15 protein-coding genes and 1 tRNA gene are annotated in these 16,218 nt (G+C 70.9%); 14 read left to right on the plus strand and 2 right to left on the minus strand.

What is annotated here, in order from left to right; translation table 11 throughout:
• Positions 1–127 precede the first annotated feature (127 nt).
• Complete coding sequence (locus tag CFK38_RS10725; protein WP_096803056.1) at positions 128–1,606, minus strand: leucyl aminopeptidase; 1,479 nt, start codon at positions 1,604–1,606, stop codon at positions 128–130.
• A 63-nt stretch (positions 1,607–1,669) separates the two neighbouring features.
• Between CFK38_RS10725 and CFK38_RS10730 the strand changes: the two genes are divergently transcribed.
• The 14 genes from CFK38_RS10730 (at position 1,670) to CFK38_RS10795 (ending at position 15,611) form a co-directional block, all read left to right on the plus strand.
• On the plus strand, positions 1,670–2,032 hold the full coding sequence (locus tag CFK38_RS10730) for a hypothetical protein (protein WP_096803057.1): 363 nt from the start codon (positions 1,670–1,672) through the stop codon (positions 2,030–2,032).
• Positions 2,029–2,469: a hypothetical protein gene (locus tag CFK38_RS10735; RefSeq protein ID WP_096803058.1), complete on the plus strand. Its 441-nt coding sequence runs from the start codon at positions 2,029–2,031 to the stop codon at positions 2,467–2,469. The genes CFK38_RS10730 and CFK38_RS10735 overlap by 4 nt, the downstream gene beginning before the upstream one ends.
• Positions 2,470–2,502: 33 nt before the next feature.
• Entirely contained in the window at positions 2,503–3,603 is a 1,101-nt protein-coding gene (locus tag CFK38_RS10740) for a quinone-dependent dihydroorotate dehydrogenase (protein WP_096803059.1), read from the plus strand.
• A gap of 504 nt (positions 3,604–4,107) precedes the next feature.
• Positions 4,108–5,820 (plus strand): HNH endonuclease signature motif containing protein, encoded by a 1,713-nt coding sequence (locus CFK38_RS10745; protein WP_157773454.1) that lies wholly within the window; start codon positions 4,108–4,110, stop codon positions 5,818–5,820.
• Between the two features lie 104 nt (positions 5,821–5,924).
• Positions 5,925–7,310, plus strand: coding sequence for a replication-associated recombination protein A (locus CFK38_RS10750; protein WP_096803060.1), 1,386 nt, complete (start codon positions 5,925–5,927; stop codon positions 7,308–7,310).
• Between the two features lie 148 nt (positions 7,311–7,458).
• Positions 7,459–8,085 carry a 30S ribosomal protein S4 gene (gene rpsD, locus CFK38_RS10755; RefSeq protein ID WP_096803061.1) on the plus strand — a complete coding sequence of 209 codons (627 nt, stop codon included), beginning with the start codon at positions 7,459–7,461 and terminating at the stop codon, positions 8,083–8,085.
• A gap of 154 nt (positions 8,086–8,239) precedes the next feature.
• Positions 8,240–10,948, plus strand: a complete 2,709-nt coding sequence (gene alaS, locus CFK38_RS10760) for an alanine--tRNA ligase (RefSeq protein ID WP_096803062.1) — start codon at positions 8,240–8,242, stop codon at positions 10,946–10,948.
• The gene (gene ruvX / locus CFK38_RS10765; RefSeq protein ID WP_096803063.1) at positions 10,945–11,496 is read left to right on the plus strand and encodes a Holliday junction resolvase RuvX; all 552 of its coding nucleotides are present in this window, start codon (positions 10,945–10,947) and stop codon (positions 11,494–11,496) included. The genes alaS and ruvX overlap by 4 nt, the downstream gene beginning before the upstream one ends.
• Positions 11,496–12,656: an endolytic transglycosylase MltG gene (mltG, locus tag CFK38_RS10770; RefSeq protein WP_096803064.1), complete on the plus strand. Its 1,161-nt coding sequence runs from the start codon at positions 11,496–11,498 to the stop codon at positions 12,654–12,656. Before ruvX ends, mltG begins: the two co-directional genes overlap by 1 nt.
• Positions 12,656–13,516 carry a shikimate dehydrogenase gene (locus CFK38_RS10775; protein ID WP_096803065.1) on the plus strand — a complete coding sequence of 287 codons (861 nt, stop codon included), beginning with the start codon at positions 12,656–12,658 and terminating at the stop codon, positions 13,514–13,516. Before mltG ends, CFK38_RS10775 begins: the two co-directional genes overlap by 1 nt.
• Positions 13,517–13,614: 98 nt before the next feature.
• Positions 13,615–14,010 carry a hypothetical protein gene (locus CFK38_RS10780; protein WP_096803066.1) on the plus strand — a complete coding sequence of 132 codons (396 nt, stop codon included), beginning with the start codon at positions 13,615–13,617 and terminating at the stop codon, positions 14,008–14,010.
• A gap of 92 nt (positions 14,011–14,102) precedes the next feature.
• Positions 14,103–14,188, plus strand: a tRNA-Leu gene (locus CFK38_RS10785).
• A gap of 92 nt (positions 14,189–14,280) precedes the next feature.
• The gene (locus CFK38_RS10790; protein ID WP_096803067.1) at positions 14,281–14,748 is read left to right on the plus strand and encodes a tRNA (cytidine(34)-2'-O)-methyltransferase; all 468 of its coding nucleotides are present in this window, start codon (positions 14,281–14,283) and stop codon (positions 14,746–14,748) included.
• Positions 14,745–15,611 (plus strand): RNA methyltransferase, encoded by an 867-nt coding sequence (locus CFK38_RS10795; RefSeq protein WP_096803068.1) that lies wholly within the window; start codon positions 14,745–14,747, stop codon positions 15,609–15,611. Before CFK38_RS10790 ends, CFK38_RS10795 begins: the two co-directional genes overlap by 4 nt.
• 12 nt (positions 15,612–15,623) lie before the next feature.
• Here the strand turns inward: CFK38_RS10795 and CFK38_RS10800 are convergent, their stop codons facing one another.
• A complete protein-coding gene (locus CFK38_RS10800) occupies positions 15,624–16,127 on the minus strand; it encodes a hypothetical protein (RefSeq protein WP_096804323.1) in 504 nt (167 codons plus the stop codon).
• Between the last annotated feature and the right edge of the window lie 91 nt (positions 16,128–16,218).

Below are 16,218 nucleotides of genomic sequence, written 5' to 3' on the forward strand. Positions count from 1 at the left end.
ACGTGTACTCCGCGACCCGCTCGGACCCGATTGGCCGACGGCGCCGCCTGCGTGCCCCATGTTAGGCCACCGGGCGGCGCCGAGAAGACCGCTCGGCCTGTTCAGGTCGTGCTGAATGCGGTGAGCATCACGCTGCGGGCCCCGTGGCGAGGTCCTCGAGGACCTGCAGCACGGTGCGGGTGCTCATCCCGGTCGCGCCCTTGCCCATGTAGCCCAGCGGCGAGGAGGCGAAGCCCGGGCCGGCGATGTCCAGGTGCGCCCATGGCGTCTCGTCCACGAACTCGGAGAGGAAGATGCCGGCCGAGAGCGCGCCGCCCGGCCGCTCGCCGATGTTGCGCAGGTCGGCGACCCGCCCGGTGAGGTCCGCGCGCAGCTCGGCGGGGAAGGGCAGCGCCCAGAACGGCTCGCCCGACGTCCCGGCGGCCGTGAGCACCAGCGCGCGGGCGTCCTCGGTGCCCATCACACCGGCGGTGCGCTTGCCGAGGGCGACCACGGCCGCACCGGTCAGCGTGGCCACGTCCATGACCAGATCCGGCTCCTCGGCGACCGCGTCGACGAGGGCGTCGGCCATGACCATCCGGCCCTCGGCGTCGGTGTTGAGGACCTCGACGGTCTTGCCGTTGCGCATCGTGACCACGTCGCCGGGGCGCTGGGCGCCGCCGCCGGGCATGTTCTCGGCCAGCGCCAGATACGTGGTGACCTTGACGTCCAGGCCCAGGCGGGCGGCACCGATGGTCGCGCCGAGCACGGTCGCGGCGCCGGTCATGTCGGAGGTCATGTCGTCCATGCCGGGTGCGGGCTTGAGCGAGATGCCGCCGGTGTCGAAGGTGATGCCCTTGCCCACGAGCGCGACCGAGCGCTTCGCGGTCTTGGGGGCGTACTCGAGACGCACCAGGCGCGGCGGACGGGCCGAGCCCTGGCCCACCCCGACGATGCCGCCGTAGCCGCCCTCGGCGAGCTGTTCCTCGTCGAGCACCGTGACCGTCACGGGCAGATCGGCGACGAGCTCCTCCGCGCGCTGCGCGAAGGAGGCGGGGTAGAGGAGGTTCGGCGGGGTGTTGACGAGATCGCGGACGGTGTCCACCACCTCGGAGAGCAGGGTGGAGCGGTCCACCGCGGCGCGGGCGGCGTCGGCCTCGCCCTCGGCGACCAGGCTCAGGGAGCCGAGCGCGGCCTTGGGGGCGGAGGCGCCGGTGCCGGACTTGTGCGCCACGAAGGCGTAGGCGCCCAGTGCGGCGCCCTCGAGGGCAGCGGCGCGCTGGTCGGCGGAGCCCGTCGGCAGCGCGACGGCGGCGCGCTCGACGCCGCTCAGGGAGCGGGTGGCGGTGCCGAAGGCCAGGCGCAGGTCCTCGGCGGAGACCTCGGCGAGATCCTCGTCACCCACGCCGACCAGCAGCAGCGAGCTCGCGGCGGCCAGTCCGAAGGACGGGATGCGGTACAGATCGCCGCGCGCCGAAGAGGCGTCGAGACCGGCGATGGCCTCGGAGATCTCGGGGGATCCGGGGACGGTCGCCGGGGCGTCGTCGGCGCCGGCGAGCAGGGGGAGGATGAGGACGTCGGTGTCGACGTCGCGCACTGATGCTTCGGTGATGGTGATGGTGGGCATGCCTCTATCGTAGGGGCGGGTCGGACATGGTGTCCGCGCCCCACGGAGGAGGACCGAGGACCCATGGCGGCGTTGAGCATCGTGGTGGCCGTGCTGTGCGGGCTGACCGCTCTGCTGGGTCTCTACTACGCGCTGCGGGAGCTGAACGCGGACCTGGTGCTGCTGGGCGCCTGCGCGCTGCTGGCCGTCGGCTGGGTGGTGCTCGGGCTCGCGCTGGGTCTGCGCGATCTCGGCGGCGGAACTCCTGAGGACCCGATCACGCTGTACGGCTATCTGATCACCGCCGTGGTGCTCGTGGTGGGCGGCGGCTGGATGGGCCTGTTCGAGCGCAGCCGCTGGGGAAGCCTGGTCACCGGGCTGGGAGCCCTGGTCAGCGCCGTGCTGCTGATGAGACTGCACCAGATCTGGCCAGGAGGCTTCGCATGACCGCTCCGCACACCACCGAGGCGGCCACCGGTCGCGGCGGCCGCGGGTTCGAGATCGTCCTGATCGCCGTGTACGGCATCTTCGCGATCTCGGCGACCGCACGCAGTCTGGTGCAGGTGCTGCGGGACTTCTCCTTCGCCCCCTTCGCATATGTGCTGTCCCTGCTGGCGGCCGTCACCTACATCGCCGTGACCATCGCGCTGGTCCGCCACGGTCGACGCTCCGCGCTGGCCCGCAGGCTGTGCCTGGCGGAGCTGGCGGGCGTGCTGATCGTCGGCACGCTGACGCTCCTGGATCCCGCACTGTTCCCCGATGCCACGGTCTGGGGCCACTTCGGGCAGGGCTACGGCTTCGTCCCCCTGCTGCTGCCGGTGGTCGCACTCCTGTATCTGCGCCGCAGCAGGCGGCACGACAGGGCCGCGGGACCTGTGGCCTGAAACACGCCCTGCCGACCGCGTACCGTACTCCTCGTGACCTCCGACGACCCCTTGCACCGTGGGCCCTACTCCCTCCTCTTCCGGCACGTCCTCCGCAGGTTCGATCCTGAGCAGGCGCATCGGCTGACGGTGCGGGCGCTGGCCGCTGCCCACGCGATGCCGGGCGGCCCCGCACTGCTGCGCGCCGCGTTCTCCGTCCCGGATCCGATGCACGACGCTCGCGCCACCCGGCGCGTGCTCGGCGCCGAGCATCGCAGCCCGCTGGGACTGGCCGCCGGTTTCGACAAGGACGGCGAGGTGCCGCTGGCGCTGCTGGACCTCGGCTTCGGCCATGTCGAGGTGGGCACTGTGACCGCGAAGGCGCAGCCGGGCAACCCGCGACCGCGCTCCTTCAGGCTGGTGGGGGACAGAGCACTGATCAACCGCATGGGCTTCAACAACGACGGGGCACGAGCCCTCGCGAAGCGACTCGCCCGGGCCCGTCGCTCCGAGCGCGGCCAGCGGGCCGTGATCGGGGTGAACATCGGCAAGTCCAAGGTGACCGCTCTCGAGGACGCCGCGGAGGACTACCGCTTCTCCGCCCGACTGCTCACCCCCTACGCCGACTATCTCGCCATCAATGTCTCCAGCCCCAACACTCCCGGCCTCCGCGACCTGCAGAGCGTCGCGATGCTGCGCCCGATCCTCGAGGCCGTGGTCCAGGAGGCCGAGCGGACCCGCACCCGCCTGCGGCGCAACGTGCCGGTGCTGGTGAAGATCGCCCCCGACCTGCACGACGAGGACGTGGAGGCGGTGGCCCGTCTCGCCACCGAGGCCGGACTGGCCGGCGTCATCGCCACGAACACCACCATCGCGCGTCCCGAGTCGTTGAACACCGACCGTGCCCGGATCGAGCAGATCGGCGCCGGTGGGCTCTCCGGCCCGGTGCTCGCCTCACGTTCGCGGGAGGTGCTGGCGCTGCTGCGCGCCACACTTCCGGAGGACGCCGTGATCATCAGCTGCGGGGGAGTGAGCACCGCCCAGGACGTGCAGGAGCGGCTCGACGCCGGCGCGGACCTGGTCCAGGGCTACACCGCGATGATCTACGAGGGTCCGGCCTGGCCCGGCCGGATCGCCCGAGAGCTCGTCGGCTGAGTCGAGCTGGTGGGCTGACGGTGGGGATGGCGGCGTCGCGCCGGCTCTCCTCCTGTCGGCGACTGCGTGTCGACGTCCGCGTGTCCGTGTCGACGCTCGCGAGCGCGTCCGCGCACGCCCCCGGGCGTGCACCGGGAGCTCGTGAGCGGGCGAGGGCGCCGCGCTGCTCCGGGCGCTCGCCCATGAAACCCCGGCGCGAGAAGGGCCTGCGGGCGGCTCTCTGTGTACGTGGCCGCGCCCCGCACCAGCCCAGTGTGGATAACCCAGTGCTGTGGAGGGGAGAATGTCTCTCCGATCCCTCGGGATCTTTTCGTGGCCTCCTGCTCTGCGCATTCCGGAATCTCTCCCTGCTCGCCTGCACGGGGTTATCCACAATTGAGTTGGCCGCTGTCGAGTGTCGGGGTGTCTCGATAGAATCGGGGTGTCGGATGGGCATCGGAGCCCGTCGCTCGTGGTTCGCTCGGACAGCGGGCCGACGCGAGGTAGTCGAGGGGGTGATGGGGCATGAGCGCGATCGAGGAACCGCCGTCGCCGTTCGACGCGGACGGCCGCGATGAGGCTGCTGAAGCGGCGTTCCTGGCGTCCCTGCCGCCGCGGCTGCGGAACGTCGATGCGCGTCAGGAACTCACCCGCGAGGACCTTCCCCTGCGCGGCCGCAGCATGGATGATCCCCAGCTCAGCGCCGCGACCCAGCGCGTCTGGGATGCGGAGAAGCAGGAGGCCCGCTGCCTGGCGGAGAAGCATCGGGCCCTGGCCGAGCTCTACGAGCACGACGGGGAGTACGAGGAGGTCACCGAGGTCGATTCCGTGGACGCCACGCGTGCCGCCCTCGCTCTGCGAGTGACCACCGGTGCTGCTGGCTGGTATCTCCGCGATGCTTATCAGGCGGTGCACCTGTTCCCGCGCTGCCTCGCAGCTTTGGAGTCCGGGGTTCTGCCGTCGACCTGGTTCCAGAAGATGCTGAAATCCTCACGCTCTTTGACGGATGATTCTCGCAGGAATCTGGATGTCGCTGTCGCGTCCTGGTCCCCGGATATCAGTCCGGAACGTTTCTTCACCCTGCTGAAGAAGCTCATCGCCCTGCTCGAGCAGCGCGAGGAGCGGCCTGATCCTCTCGACGGTCTCACTCGCAGTGTCGAGCTCCTGCCCAGCAACGAGCCGGGGATGGGGACCGTGCAGATCAGCGGTCCGATCCCCGACATCCTCGCGCAGTGGAAGCAGTTGGACGAGTCCGCTCGCGCGGTCCAGACCGCCCAGCGCACCGCCCTGCGGGAGGGCACCCCCATTCCGCATGACCCGGACGGTCTCGTCCTGGCCTCGGGGAAGGCCACGCCCCTGACCCAGCTGCGCTTCGCGCTGATGAGCTCGGCGACGCTGGACGTCGACGGAGTCCAGATCCCCACCGAGCGGTTCCGGCTGAACATCACGGTTCCTGCGCTCACGCTGCTGGGTGCTTCGGATGAGCCGGGCAGTCTGGAGGGCACCATCCCGTTGCCGCCGTCGATGGCCCGTTCCCTCGCCGGCAGCACCGGTGCCTGGTACCGCGTGCTGACCGATCCCACCAGTGGTGCTTTCCTGCCGCTGGCGGCGACGAGGTACCTGCCCTCGACGGCGATGCTCGAGCATCTTCGGATGCGCAACAGCCTGTGTGCGGTGCCGGGATGCACCCGGCCCACCTCCTGGGCCTCCGAATGCGATCACATCGAAGAATGCCGGCGCGGCACGCCTGACGCGGGAGCCCTCACCGAGATCGAGAACCTCCACCTGCTGTGCTGGCAGCACCACCTCGACAAGACGGCCGGCCTGCTGGACCCCACCCGGCTGCCCACCGCCGTCACCGAGCCCGGCCGCACCCGCTGGGTCGTCAGTCGCGACGGCGATGTCGTGACCGTGATCGATGATCTCGACACCGCGAGCCTCCAGATCGCCCAGGACCTCGCATGCGCCTGGACCTGCTTCCTGCGCGGCACCCATGCCGGGGAGCCGGTCACCGTTTCGGTGCCGACAGAACCCGGATCGGCTGGCCCCGAACCCCCGGGATCCAGCAGTCCAGGTCAGGTGCTCCCTCCCGAGCAACCGACGGAGATCGCGGAGGATCCGCCGCTCGAGTACTTCGCCTGGGAACCACCCTTGCTGCGAGGGGGACACCGCCCGCCACCGCAGGAGCCCGAGAAGCCCCCGGAACCCTGGGGAGAACTGGGCCCACCACCCTTCTGATGTGGCCCGGGGAAGCCCCCTGCCCCGGGCCCGGTGCAGCCTGCGTTCTGCGGTGCGGCCGGGCTGTGACGCGGGCCGTCAGGGATCCCGCCTACCCTGAGGGGATGGACGAGGACCTCTTCTCCCTCAGCGGTGACGCGCCGGCGCCGCGCACCCTGTCGGACCGCAACCGGGACCACCGGGCACCGCTCGCGGTGCGGATGCGCCCGCGCACCCTCGAGGAGGTCGTCGGTCAGCACGCCGCCCTCGAACCGGGCAGCCCCCTGCGGCGGCTCGTCTCCACCGACGACTCCCGCACCGCGCCCGCCTCCGTCATCCTGTGGGGCCCGCCCGGCACCGGGAAGACCACTCTGGCCTACGTGGTCGCACAGTCCGGCGATCGCGAGTTCGTGGAGGTCTCCGCAGTGCTCGCCGGGGTCAAGGACATCCGAGAGGTCGTGGACCAGGCCCGCTCCCGCCTGCGGACCATCGGGCGCGAGACCGTCCTGTTCGTCGACGAGGTGCACCGCTTCTCGAAGTCCCAGCAGGACGCCCTGCTGCCCAGCGTCGAGAACCGATGGGTCACCCTCATCGCCGCGACCACCGAGAACCCCTCGTTCTCCGTGATCTCCCCGCTGCTGTCGCGCTCGATCATGGTCACCCTCGACCCGCTGGAGCGGGAGGACCTCGATGCGCTCGTGGATCGCGCGCTGAGCGATGAGCGAGGCCTGCAGGGCTCCGTCTCTCTCACCGACGACGCCCGCGAGGCGCTGCTGCGACTGGGCGGCGGGGACGCCCGCAAGATCCTCACCTCCCTCGAGGCCGCCGCCGCCGCGGCGCTGATGAAGGACTCCGCGGAGATCGATGCCGCCACCCTCGCGCAGGCCGTCAACCGTGCCGCCGTGCGCTATGACCGGGCCGGCGATCAGCACTACGACGTCACCAGCGCGTTCATCAAATCTATGCGCGGCAGCGACGTGGATGCCGCCCTGCACTACCTGGCCCGCATGATCGAGGCGGGGGAGGATCCTCGCTTCATCGCCCGCCGGGTGGTGATCGCCGCCGGCGAGGAGGTGGGCATGGCAGACCCCTCTGCCCTGCAGGTCGCGGTCGCCGCGATGCAGGCCGTGCAGATGCTGGGCATGCCCGAGGGCAGGATCCCCCTGGCCCAGGCCGTCGTCCATATCGCCACGGCGCCCAAGTCCAACGCCTCCTACAAGGCGCTGGACGCCGCGATCGCCGATGTGCGCGCCGGCAGGGGGCAGGGCGTGCCCGCCCACCTGCGCGATGCCCATTACTCCGGGGCGGAGAAGCTCGGCCACGGGGTCGAGTACCAGTACGCTCACGACGCGCCGCATGCCGTTGCCGCCCAGCAGTACGCCCCCGACGACCTGGTGGGGGTGGACTATTACCGGCCCACCACCCACGGGCACGAGGAGCGCACCGCCCGCCGGGTCGAGGTGCTGCGCGGGATCCTGCGGCCGCGGCCTCCGGGCACGACGACGAGCTGAGTTCCGCCCAGCGTGAGCGACCACACAGGAGGTTCCGTGTGACCAGGGCCGTCGGTCGTGGACCGGGAGTGTCGGCTGCGGTAGTGTGGGTCGCTGAATCCGCGGCTGCAAGACTGGATTCACCACACGCGAACAAGAGGTACACCTCGTGACCAACGTCAACCGTGCGCGCCGCCAGGCGCGTCTCTCCCGAGCCCTCGGGCTCCCGCTGACCCCGAAGTCCGTCAAGTACTTCGAGAAGCGCCCGTACCCCCCGGGCGAGCACGGCCGTGCCCGCCGCCGCACCGAGTCCGACTACGCCGTGCGACTCAAGGAGAAGCAGCGTCTGCGCGCCCAGTACGGCATCCGCGAGAAGCAGATGCACGGCGCCTACCTGGACGCCAAGAAGGAGCCGGGTCTGACCGGTGAGAGCATGGTCGAGCTGCTGGAGATGCGCCTGGACGCGCTCGTCCTCCGCGCCGGCTTCGCCCGCACCACCCTGCAGGCCCGTCAGGCCGTCGTGCACCGTCACGTCCTGGTCGACGGCAAGCTGGTGGACCGTCCCTCCTTCCGCGTGAAGCCGGGCCAGACCATCCAGATCAAGCCGAAGTCACAGGCGATGGAGCCCTTCCAGATCGCCGCCGAGGGTGGTAACTCGGACGTGCTGGCCACCGTCCCGTCGTACCTCTCGGTCGAGCTGTCGGACCTGAAGGCCCAGCTCGTCGCGCGCCCCAAGCGCGCCGAGGTCCCCGTGACCGTCGACGTCCAGATGGTCGTCGAGTACTACGCGCGCTGACCTCGTAGAACCGCGGCGCGACAGGCCCCGGCGGGTGTACTCCGGTACCCTGACCGGGGCCTTCGTGTCACCACTGACGGCTCCCTGACCTCCGTCCCTCTCGCACTCCGCCGCTGCCGCGCCGCGCGCAGCCCAGGAAGGACACCTCACCCTCATGCGCACCTCCGAGATCCACCGCCGCTGGCTCGACTTCTTCGCCGAGAAGGACCACGAGATCGTGCCCAGCGCCTCGCTGGTGTCCTCCGATCCCTCGATCCTGTTCACGATCGCCGGGATGGTGCCCTTCATCCCGTACATCATCGGCACCGAGACGGCGCCCTACCCGCGCGCGGCGAGCGTCCAGAAGTGCATCCGGACCAACGACATCGAGAACGTCGGCCGCACCACGCGCCACGGAACCTTCTTCCAGATGGCGGGGAACTTCTCCTTCGGCGACTACTTCAAGACCGGTGCGATCGACTACTCCTGGGAGTTCCTCACCACCGATCAGGACCACGGCGGGCTCGGCTTCGACCCGGAGCGGCTGTGGTTCACCGTCTGGGAGCAGGATGAGGAGTCCTACCGCCACGTCACCGAGGTCGTCGGCCTGGACCCGCAGCGGGTGGTGCGCCTGCCCCGCGAGGAGATCTTCTGGGACACCGGCCAGCCGGGACCGGCGGGGCCCTGCGGCGAGTGGCACTACGACCGCGGCGCGGAGTACGGGCCTGATGCCGTGACCGGGACCGTCCCCGAATGGCCGGGAGACGAGAAGGCCGAGGACCGCTACATCGAGATCTGGAACCTGGTCTTCGACCAGTTCCTGCGCGGTGAGGGCAAGGGCAAGGACTACCCCCTGCTCGGCGAGCTCGACCAGAAGTCGATCGACACCGGCCTCGGGGTGGAGCGCGTCGCCTACCTGCTCCAGGGCGTGGACAACATGTACGAGATCGACCAGATCTTCCCGGTCATCGAGAAGGCCCAGGAGCTCTCCGGTCGCGTCTACGGCGCCGACGGCGAGGACGACGTGCACCTGCGCATCATCGGCGATCACGTGCGCAGCGCCCTGATGCTGGTGGCCGACGGGGTGCGCCCCGGCAACGAGGGCCGCGGCTACGTGCTGCGCCGCCTGATCCGTCGCGCGGTGCGCTCGATGCGGCTGCTGGGCTACTCCGAGCGGACCATGCCCGCGCTGCTGCCGATCTCGAAGTCCCTGATGGTCGAGTCCTATCCGGCGCTCGAGGCGGATTTCGTGCGCATCAGCGAGATCGTCTACGCCGAGGAGGAGGCCTTCCGCCGCACTCTGGAGACCGGCACCACGATCTTCGACGACGTCGCCGGCGCGGTGAAGAAGGAGGGCGGTCGCGTGCTGCCCGGCGAGGACGCCTTCCGCCTCCACGACACCTACGGCTTCCCGATCGACCTCACGATGGAGATGGCCGGCGAGGTGGGGCTCCAGGTCGACGCCGACGCCTTCCGCAGCGCGATGCAGGAGCAGCGAGAGCGGGCCCGGGCCGACGCCGCGGCGAAGAAGGCCGGACACACCGACACCGCTCTCTACAACCGCCTGCTCACTCAGCGCGGAGGCGAGGTCCCCTTCCTCGGCTACACCGAGGACACGGTCGCCACCACGGTCGAGTCCGTGCTGGTGGACGGGGCACTGGTCGACTCCGTCCAGGCGCCGGCCCAGGTGGAGGTGGTGCTCGCCTCCACGCCGTTCTACGCCGAGTCCGGTGGGCAGCTCGCCGATCAGGGCCAGATCTCCCTCACCGGCGGCGGCCTGATCGAGGTCGATGACGTCCAGAGGCCCGTGCGCGGGCTGATCGTGCACCGCGGACGCCTGGTCGAGGGGGAACTCGCCCAGGGCGCCGCTGCGGTCGCGACCATCGATGCGGAGCGGCGCGGGGCGATCGCCCGGGCACACACCGCGACCCACATGGTCCACGAGTCGCTGCGCGAGGAGCTCGGCGGCAGCGCCACCCAGGCCGGCTCCGAGAACTCGCCGGGACGCATGCGCTTCGACTTCCGGTACGGCCAGGCGGTGCCGAAGTCCGTGCTCGAGCAGATCGAGGGCCGCGTGAACACGCTCCTGCAGGACGAGCTGACCGTCACCGACCAGCAGATGTCGCTGGACGAGGCGAAGGCTCTCGGCGCGCAGGCGCTGTTCGGTGAGAAGTACGGTGACATCGTCCGGGTGGTGTCCATCGGGGGAGACTGGTCGCGTGAGCTGTGCGGCGGCACCCATGTCGACAGCACCGGTGCGATCGGCACCGTGCAGCTGATGGGTGAGGCCTCGATCGGCAGCGGGGTGCGGCGCGTGGACGCGCTGGTGGGTCTGTCCGCCTACCGCCACCAGGCCAAGGAGCACGCCCTCGTCTCCCAGCTGTCCGAGCTGCTGAAGGTCGGTGCGGCCGAGGAGCTGCCCGAGCGCGTCCGCTCCCTCACCCAGAGGATGAAGGACATGGAGAAGCAGCTGGCGGCGATGCGCGGTCAGCAGCTGCAGGCCGAGGCCGGCAAGCTGGTCGAGACCGCGGTCGACGTCGACGGCGTGCGTCTGCTCGCCCACGACGCCGGCGAGGGCGTCGCCGCCGGCGACCTGCGCACCCTCGCCCTGGATCTGCGCAGCCGTCTCGGTGAGGATCAGCCGGCCACCGTGGCGGTCGCCGGCCACGAGGGCGGTAGAGCGGCACTGGTGATCACCACCAACGCCGCGGCCCGTGAGCGGGGGCTGGCGGCCGGCGCGATCCTGCGCGGCGCGGCTGAGGCCATGGGCGGCCGCGGCGGCGGCAAGCCCGATATGGCGCAGGGCGGCGGCGGCGATCCCGTGCGCATCCCCTCGGCGCTCACCGCGGTGCGCGAGGCGATCGCGGCGGCGCGCACCGCATGAGCGCGCACGGCAGCCAGTCCGCCGACGAGCGCCCGGGCCTGCCCCGGGGCACCCGGCTCGGGGTCGATGTGGGAGACGTCCGCGTCGGGCTGGCGCGCAGCGACCTGGAGGGGATGATCGCGACCCCCGTCGAGACCCTCGAGCGCGGCACGGCCGTCGGGCGGGTCGTGCAGGAGGCGCGAGAATCCGAGGCGCATGCCATCATGGTGGGGCTTCCGAGATCCTTGAACGGCTCGGAGGGCGCTGCCGCCGAGAAGGCACGGGACTTCGCCACGGAGCTCGCCGAGTCGCTGGCGGGAGATGCCTCGGGCATCGAGGTCAGGCTCATCGACGAACGACTGACCACCGTCTCGGCGCACAAGGCGCTGCACAGCTCGGGCCGCAAGGGACGGAAGCACCGCCAGGTCGTGGATCAGGTCGCCGCCGTGATGATCCTCCAGCAGGCGCTGGACATCGAGCGGTCCACCGGTGCGCGCGCCGGGGAGAGGGTCGAGGCTGAGCCCGCCGAGCCCGCGATCGCCGAGGAACCGAGCCAGGAGGATGCGTGATGGACGAGGAGGACCTCTCCTTCCGCGAGCTCGCGGAGACGCAGGGCGAGCCCAAGCAGAGCGCGGAGCACGGTCGTCGGCGGGCTCCGCGACGCGGGGGATTCCTGCGGCGCACGCTGCCGGTGCTGCTGGTGCTGCTGGTGGTGGGAGGTCTCGCGTACGGAGGGTTCGAGGGCTACCGCTGGATCACCTCCAACGTCAGCGTCGAGAACGAGGCCCAGGACTTCGAAGGACCCGGCCACGGTGAGGTCGAGGTCGAGGTCGCCTCGGGAGATACCGGCGCCGAGATCGCGAACACGCTGGTGGAGCAGGGGGTCATCAAAGCCACCGGGCCGTTCGTGAATCTCTTCAGCAACACCCCGGACGCCTCCACGATCGAGCCCGGCATCTATTCGCTCCGCCTCGAGATGACCTCGGCGGATGCGCTGAACGCCTTGATGGATCCGTCGAACCTGGCCGGGCACCGGGTGATCATCCCCGAGGGGAAGCGGCTCAGCGAGATCTGGGAGGTGCTCGCCGCCGAGACCGAGATCCCCGTCGAGGACTTCGAGGCCGCGGCGGAGGACTACACCTCCTACGGCGTCCCCGAGAACGAGGCGGGCAGCCTCGAGGGCTACCTGTGGCCCGGCCGCTACGACATCTACGAGGACGATTCCGCAGAGGATGTCATCGCGACGATGTGGAGCCGGATGGAGGAGCAGCTCACCGCCCGGGAGATCCCCGAGGACCAGTGGCATCGCACTCTCACCATCGCCTCGCTCGCGGAGATGGAGGTGCGCAGGCCCGAGGACTACGGGAAGGTCGTGCGCACCATCGAGAACCGGCTCGAGGGCGTGGGGGAGGCGAACGGTTCCCCGATGAAGCTCCAGTTCGACTCCACGGTCCACTACGCGACCGGGAAGTCCGGGAGCGTCGCCACCACCGACGAGGAGCGTGCCTCCGATGACCCCTACAACACCTACCGCCACGCGGGGCTCCCGCCCGGTCCGATCGCGTCCCCCGGAGCGGGCGCCCTGGATGCCGCGGTCGATCCGCCGGCCGGCGACTGGCTCTATTTCGTGAGCGTGAACGGGGAGACCGGGGAGACGAAGTTCGCGGCCACCTGGGCGGAGCACACCGAGAACGTCGAGGAGTGGCAGGCCTGGGAAGCAGCGAACTGATGGGACCGCGCCGCTTCGCCGTGGTCGGCTCCCCGGTCGGTCACTCGCTCTCGCCCGCACTGCACCGCGCCGCATATGCCGCACTCGGGATCCGTGATGCCCAGTACACCCGGTTCGAGGTGCCCGCCGGGATGCTCGAGGAGTTCCTGGTGCACGGCCCCGGCCGGGAGCTGTCCGGGCTCAGCGTGACGATGCCCGGCAAACCCGAGGCCTTCGCCCTGGCCGCGGAGACCGACGCCACCTCTCGGTCCCTCGGGGTGGCCAACACCCTTCTGCGCCGGGACGACGGCAGCTGGCGTGCGGAGAACCATGACGTGCACGGCATCATGGCCGCGCTGCGGGACCACGGCGGGGGGACCGGCGGCAGCGGGGCCGTGCTCGGCTCCGGAGCGACCGCGCTCAGTGCCGTCGCCGCTCTCATCGGGCTCGGCGTGGACACGGTGCTGCTCTCCGCCCGATCGGCGGAGAAGCTGACCCCGCTCGAGGATTTCGCGAGGGGGCTCGGTGCGGAGGTCCGGCGCATCCCCTGGGACCGGCAGCACGAGGTGCTCACGGCCGACATGGTGGTCAGCGCCCTGGCGATCGACGGTGCGCGTGCGGTGGCGGCGCAGTGGCGGACGCTGCCGTCCCTCCCGCGGACCGGCGTGCTGCTGGACGTGCTCTACGACCCCTGGCCCGCTCCGCTCGCGGCCGTGGTCGCCGAGGCCGGGGGAGAGGTCGCCGACGGGCTCGAGATGCTCGCCCACCAGGCCGATATGCAGCTGCGCTCCATGCTCGGGGTCCCCGCCGCACCGGTGGCGCAGATGCTCGCCGCAGCTCGTGAGGAGCTGGGTCGCCGACCGCAGGAACCACCGGGCTGACGGCCGTCGGGGGCTTGCCCGAGAGGGTCAAGCTTGAGTAAAGTGATGGGCGTCGCATCGGCTCCTGGGGAGCCCGTACAGAACACGAGAGGTCATCCATGGAGCTCGCGCGGGGGGCACGTCACGACGATCTGGTCGATGCGGGGGATCTGATCCAGCCCGACTCCGAGACGGCCACGATGTTGCTGCGTCGCTGCACCGCCCTGGCGGCGCGTGCCCGGGTGGATCTGCTCACGCCGAGCCGGTGCGAAGCCGCCGATGAGCTCCTCGACCTGCTCGCCCAGATGGAGTCGTGGGACCCTGCGGCCCTCGGGACCCCCGACCCGACGATGACTGTGCTCGCGGCGGCCGCGCTCCAGGACCTCGCAGAGCGCCTGCACCTCGCCCAGCAGCGTCAGGAGCCGACTCCGTCTGCGCTCACCACCAGCACCGATGCGGTGCTGGACGTGCTGCAGGGGATCATGGTGCGTCACCGGGTCGACGTCCCGGCGTGATTGTCTTCACGTTCCCGCTGGCAGGGCCGCTTTCGGTGTCGGCGGACCCCGGATGCCGTGCTAATCTGCTCTCGTCGCTGCGGCGAACACCCGTCCGGGTGGCGGAATTGGTAGACGCGCTAGCTTGAGGTGCTAGTGCCCGTTTTAGGGCGTGGGGGTTCAAGTCCCCCCTCGGACACTCGATATGAGCCCCGATCCACTGCTGTGGATCGGGGTTCTTCGTCCGTCCGCATGCTCGGCCGTTCTCGCCTGCGTGGGAGAATCTGCGTCATGGTCCACGTCTTCCTCCATGAACCGGTCATCGCCGGGAACACCGGCAACGCGATCCGGCTCTCCGCCGTCACCGGCGCCCGTCTGCACCTGATCGAACCGCTCGGCTTCGACCTCGAGGACGCGAAGCTCCGCCGGGCCGGGCTGGACTACCACGATCTCGCCGACGTGAGCATCCACGCCGACGCCGAGCAGGCGCTGGCGACGCTGCCGGAGGCCCGGGTCTTCGCCTTCTCCGCGCACACCGACGTCACCTTCGACAGCATCGAGTACTCCCGCGAGGACATACTGCTGTTCGGGACCGAACCGACCGGACTGCCCGAGGAGGTGCTGGCCCATCCGCGGATCACCTCCCGGGTACGGATCCCGATGCTGCCCGCACGGCGGTCGCTCAACCTCGCCAACGCCGTCTCGATTGCCGTCTACGAGGCCTGGCGACAGCTCGGCTACGACGGGGCCGGAGCATGAGCCGCCGACACCCGGCGGCGCGCGAGCACCGCTCGTCCCTGCCGGCGCGGCTGGAGCGCCGCAACGCCCTGTTCCAGCAGTGGCAGTCGCTGCTGAGCAATCGCACCAAGCGCTCCCGCAGCGGGGAGATGATCATCCAGGGCGTGCGCCCGATCACCCTGGCGATCGCCCACGGGGTGGAGATCAGGGCGCTGCTGTCCGATGGCCGTGCCCAGCCCTCCCGCTGGGCAAGGGACCTGCTCGAGGACCCTCCCGGCCCGGTGGTGGAGCTGGCCCCCGAGCTGATGGCCGAGCTGGGGGAGCGGGAGGACGGTGCGCCGGAGCTGCTGGCTCTGGCCGCGGTGCCCTCGGACGCTCTCGACCGGCTCACCCCCACGGACACCGCGGTGGTGGTGGTCTTCGACCGTCCCTCCGGTCCGGGGAACATCGGATCGCTGGCCCGTTCGGCCGATGCCCTCGGCGCCGAGGCACTGCTGATCACGGGCCACAGTGCCGATGCCTGGGATCCTGCGGCCATCCGTGCCAGCACCGGGTCGATCTTCGCCCTTCCCGTGCTGCGGGTGCCCTCCCACCGGGAGGTGCTGGACTGGCTCGGCACCCGCAGAGCGCTGGGGGAGCCGTGGACGGTGCTCGGGCTGGATGAGGCGGGCGGGCACGAGCTGTCCGCGGAGGACCTCTCCGGGCCCACCCTGGTGGTCATCGGGAACGAGACCGTCGGCATGAGCGCAGGCTGGCGGGAGGCCTGCGACGTCGTCGCCGAGATCCCGATCGGCGGCTCCGCGTCCTCGCTGAACGCGGCAGTGGCCGGATCCATCGCGCTCTACGAGATCCGGCGTCAGCGCCGCAGCACCCGGCACGGCTGAGCGTTCAGCACCTCAGGCCCCGCCCAGCGCGGCACGGACCAGCGGAGCGCCGAGCAGGCCCAGGAACGGTCCGGCCAGGAGCACCGGGCCGAGGGCGAAGCGCACCCCGGACCGTCGGGTCACGGCGATCACCACCATCCCCAGGATGCCGGCGAGCAGCGCGATGCCCAGCAGGGCCGCGATCAGCACCTCGCCGCCGAGCGACGCCGCCATCAGCGCCACCACCGGGAGCGTCTTCGCATCGCCCATGCCCAGCAGGGTCGGGGCGATCAGCGCCACCAGGATCGCCCCGGAACCCAGCACCAGGGCGAGCACCACCGCAGTGCGCAGGCCCTCGCGCAGCGCGGGCTGCAGCAGCCCGATCACCAGCAGCGCCGTCCCCACGGCACCGGTCAGCAGGGCCACCCAGCGATTCGGCAGCCGATGCTCCCGGCCGTCGACCCAGGACAGCACTGCCGCGGGCGGCAGATACACCACCAGCAGCACGCCGATCAGGGACGGGGAGATCTCGGGCACCACGCCATTGCATCAGAAGCAGGCGGGCACCGGGGAGTCCGGGGCGCGACTGTGGACGGCCCGAGCGCCCCATATGTACCAGGGAACTGTG

Origin of the sequence: Brachybacterium vulturis (genome assembly GCF_002407185.1) — a bacterium.
GTDB classification, from domain to species: Bacteria; Actinomycetota; Actinomycetes; order Actinomycetales; family Dermabacteraceae; genus Brachybacterium; species Brachybacterium vulturis.